The organism is Mesorhizobium sp. M1E.F.Ca.ET.041.01.1.1 (assembly GCF_003997355.1).
GTDB lineage: Bacteria > Pseudomonadota > Alphaproteobacteria > Rhizobiales > Rhizobiaceae > Mesorhizobium.
Genome location: NZ_RZSL01000567.1, coordinates 1 through 3,817 on the forward strand (window position 1 = coordinate 1; position 3,817 = coordinate 3,817).

Consider the following 3,817-nt stretch of genomic DNA (forward strand, 5'->3'; position numbering starts at 1 on the left):
CGCCGAGCGCGTCGGCGAATTGCTGACGCGCTCGGCGCGCCGCCTTCCGCGAGGATAGCCGGCCGCGTCAAGCGCCTCGCCGATGATGCCGCCGATCCGCATGCGCGGATTGAGGCTCGAAAACGGATCCTGGAAAACGATCTGCAGCTTTTGCCGGTAGCCGCGCAGCTCGCGCTGCGACAGCGAAAACAGGTCCACACCATCGAACAGCGCCTTGCCTCCGGTCGGCTCGACCAGCCGCAGCAAGGCGCGGCCGGCGGTGGTCTTGCCGGACCCGGATTCGCCGACGAGGCCGACGGTCGAGCCGGGCTGGATATCGAAGCTGACATCCTCGACGGCATGGACGATGCGGCCGCCTCTGGCCGGGAAATGCTTGGTCAGTCCCTGCACGCTGAGCAGCGGCCGCACCTCTTCTGATATGACGGATGCGGTGCTCATAGCTCGGCGCTCCGGATGCAGCGGGATGCGCCGTGCGGGCCGGCCGGCACCAACGGCGGCGGCGCGGCCCTGCAAGGCCTGATGGCGAAATCGCAACGCGGCTCGAAGGCGCAGCCAGGCGGCAGGTTGGTGATCGGCGGCACGCTGCCCGGGATCGAATGCAGCGCGCGGCGCTGCCCGGCGGCGTCGATGTCACGCGCGGCGTTCGGCGTGCAGGCGAGCAGGCCCCTGGTGTAGGGATGGCTCTGATGCGCGAAGAGATCATTGACCGGCGCCTGCTCGACGACGCGGCCGCCATACATGACGACGACATCATGGGCGATTTCGGCCACGACGCCGAGATTGTGGGTGATGAACAGGATCGACATGCCCATCTCGGCCTGAAGCCGGCGCAACAGATCGAGGATCTGCGCCTGGATGGTGACGTCGAGCGCCGTCGTCGGCTCATCGGCGATCAAGAGCGACGGGCTGCAGGACAGCGCCATGGCGATCATCACCCGCTGCCGCATGCCCCCCGACATCTGGTGCGGGTAATCATCCAGCCGCGATTCCGCATCCGGGATCTCGACATGCTTCAGCATGGCTAAAGCGCGCCTGCGCGCCTCACGGCGATCGACGGGCTCATGCAGCGCGATCATTTCGCCGATCTGGTCGCCGACCGTGAACAGCGGATTGAGGCTGGTCATCGGTTCCTGAAAGATCATCGCGATCTCGCTGCCGCGCAGTTTGCGGAACTGCCGCTGGCTGAAGCCGGCGAGATCGTGGACGCGCTCCTGCCGGTCGCGAAACAGGATGCTGCCGCCGGCGATCGCTCCAGGCCGCGACAAAAGCCCCATGATGGAGAGGCTGGTGACGGACTTGCCGGAGCCGGATTCGCCGACCACCGCGAGCGTCCTGCCCCGCTTGAGATCGAAGGTCACGCCATCGACCGCCTTCGCCGTCACCCGGCGCGTCACGAACCAGGTCTTGAGATCGCGGACCGAAAGGATGACTTCGCTGGCTAAAGGCTCGCTCATGACTTCCACCCGCAATGCGGACAGGCGTGCGAACCGCCCTCGCCTTCCGCCGGCACGTGGCGATGCGCGGCCACGGCCTGGGCGCCCAGGATGGCATGGCGCGGCTCGAACAGCCGATGCAGCGTGCTCAACGCGCCTTGTGAATCGCGCACCGTGAGATCGGCGTCGACGACGTCGAACAGCGTGAACTCCGCTGGCTTGCCTTTCTCCAGCAGCCTTTCGGTCGGCAGGCGGATGGCGCGGCGTGGCGCCGTGGTCGACGCCGCCACCACGTCCTCGAATTTCATGCCGAGCGACAACAGCTTGGACATGGTCGTGGCCATATCCCAGACCGAGCCGTCGAGCGACCGATTGTGGAGATCGGTCGAGATCGTCGCCGGCGGCAGGCCGCGCTCAAGCGCGGCCTTGGCGACATCGAAGGAGAAGGACGCGCCGCCGTGGCCGACGTCGAGCACGATACCGCGCGCCGCCGCCTGCTCGGCAAGCCGGTAGAGGTCGTCGTCCTCGATGATCGAGCCGCCGGCCTTGCCGTTGAAGCAGTGGGTGACGATGTCCCCCTCGCTCAAGAGGCCGAGCACGTCGTCATAGAGCGGCGGCGGCTCGCCAACATGCACCATGATCGGCAGTTTCAGGATGCGGCCGAGCTTCTTGGCGAGCCGCACCGGCGTCAAGTCCCAGGCCCCGGTGATGACATGGCTGGCGCGGACTTTCAGCCCGACGATGACATCGCGGTTGGCCTCGACCGTGGCGATGGTCCGGTCGAAATCGATCGAGCGCATGTCGATCAGCTCGCTGACGCGGTTGCAGGCGACAAGGCCGATCGAGCCGATGTTGAGAAAGGCGTAGACGTTCTCCTTCGCGGGCTCGATGATGAACTCGCGAAAGCCGTGGAAATTCGCCTCGCCGGCGGAGCCAGCGTCGACCATCGTGGTGACGCCGCGCGTCGCGCCGCATTGCCCGGGGCGCAGCGAAATGTCGGTGCCGCCATACCAGACATGGACATGCAGGTCAGTCCAGCCCGGCGACAGGAACGCGCCCTTGGCGTCGACGACCTCGATGCGATCGCCGGCGGCGATTGCCGATGAGGTCTCGGCGATACGGCCCTGCTCGTCGATCATGACATCGATCGGCTGACCGACGCCGTCGCCGAACCCGACAGGTCTGGCGCTCCTGATCAGCAGCGGTCGCTCGGCCTTGGGGAAGCGATTGGCAAACATCAGATATCCTTGGCGAGACGTGGATCGAGAAGGTCGCGCAGCCCGTCGCCGAGGAGCTGCAGCGACAGCACCGTCACGACGATTGCCGCACCGGGAAACATCATCACCCAGGGTGCCTGGTCCATGTATTGGCGGCCGGTGGCGATCATCGTGCCCCAGGTTGGAATGTCGGGCGAAATGCCGACGCCGAGGAAGGACAGGCCGGCCTCCGCCAGGATGGCGTTGGCGAAGATGAAGGTGCCCTGCACCAGGAGCGGCGAGGTGACGTTGCGCAGCACGTGGCGGATCAGGATGATCGGCGTCGGCACGCCAAGCGCCCGCGCCGCCTCCACATAAGGCAGTTCGCGGATGACCAGCGTCGAGGCCCGCACGACCCGGGCGATCCTGGGCGCATAGACCACGCCGAGCGCCACCACGACATTGGTCGCGGTCGCGCCGAGTGCGGCGACCAATGCAATCGCCAGCAGGATATCCGGGAACGCCATCATGGCATCGATCAGCCGCGACACCGGTGTGTCGAGGCGTTTGAAGTAGCCCGCCGTCAGCCCGAGAATCGTGCCGATGATCGATGAGAGGATGACCACGGCGAAGCCGACGCTGAGCGAGGTACGCGCGGCATAGAGCATGCGCGTGAACACGTCGCGGCCGAGATCGTCGGTACCGAACAGATGATCGAGGCTTGGCGGATGCAGCCGGCTGGCGATCGAGAGTTTCGACGGCGCATAGGGCGCGATGACGGGCGCCAGGATTGCGGCGAGCACGATGATGACCAGCACGGTCAGGCCGACGGCCGAGGTCGGTCGGCCTATCAGCCGCGACAGGATGTTGGGTTCGGAATGGAGCGGGACGGAGATCGCGGCCATCAGTAGCGAACCCTTGGGTCGACGACGAGGTAGAGCATGTCGATTGCGAAATTGACCAGCACGTAGAGGCCGGCAATGACCAGCAGCGCGCCCTGGATGACCGGATAGTCGCGCCGCAGCACCGCCGACACGACCAGGCTGCCGACACCCGGCAGGCCGAACACCGTTTCGGTGACCACGGCCCCTGAGATCAGCAGCGCGGCGGTAAGCCCGATGACCGTGATGATCGGGATCAGTGCGTTCTTGAAGGCGTGCTTCAGCACCACGCGCCATTCGCTCATGC

5 protein-coding genes are annotated in these 3,817 nt (G+C 66.3%); all 5 read right to left on the reverse strand.

The features are described from left to right. Positions 1–438, reverse strand: a 438-nt coding sequence (locus EOA38_RS30265; protein WP_127300958.1) for an ATP-binding cassette domain-containing protein, incomplete at its 3' end; no start/stop codon positions are given. Beyond that, complete coding sequence (locus EOA38_RS30270; RefSeq protein ID WP_127300959.1) at positions 435–1,454, reverse strand: ABC transporter ATP-binding protein; 1,020 nt, start codon at positions 1,452–1,454, stop codon at positions 435–437. The genes EOA38_RS30270 and EOA38_RS30265, both read right to left, overlap by 4 nt. Then, a complete protein-coding gene (locus tag EOA38_RS30275) occupies positions 1,451–2,671 on the reverse strand; it encodes an amidohydrolase/deacetylase family metallohydrolase (RefSeq protein WP_127300960.1) in 1,221 nt (406 codons plus the stop codon). The genes EOA38_RS30270 and EOA38_RS30275 overlap by 4 nt, the downstream gene beginning before the upstream one ends. Continuing rightward, positions 2,671–3,534, reverse strand: coding sequence for an ABC transporter permease (locus EOA38_RS30280; protein WP_126093751.1), 864 nt, complete (start codon positions 3,532–3,534; stop codon positions 2,671–2,673). Before EOA38_RS30280 ends, EOA38_RS30275 begins: the two co-directional genes overlap by 1 nt. After that, the coding region (locus tag EOA38_RS30285; protein ID WP_145966129.1) for an ABC transporter permease at positions 3,534–3,817 on the reverse strand (284 nt) is incomplete at its 5' end. The genes EOA38_RS30280 and EOA38_RS30285, both read right to left, overlap by 1 nt.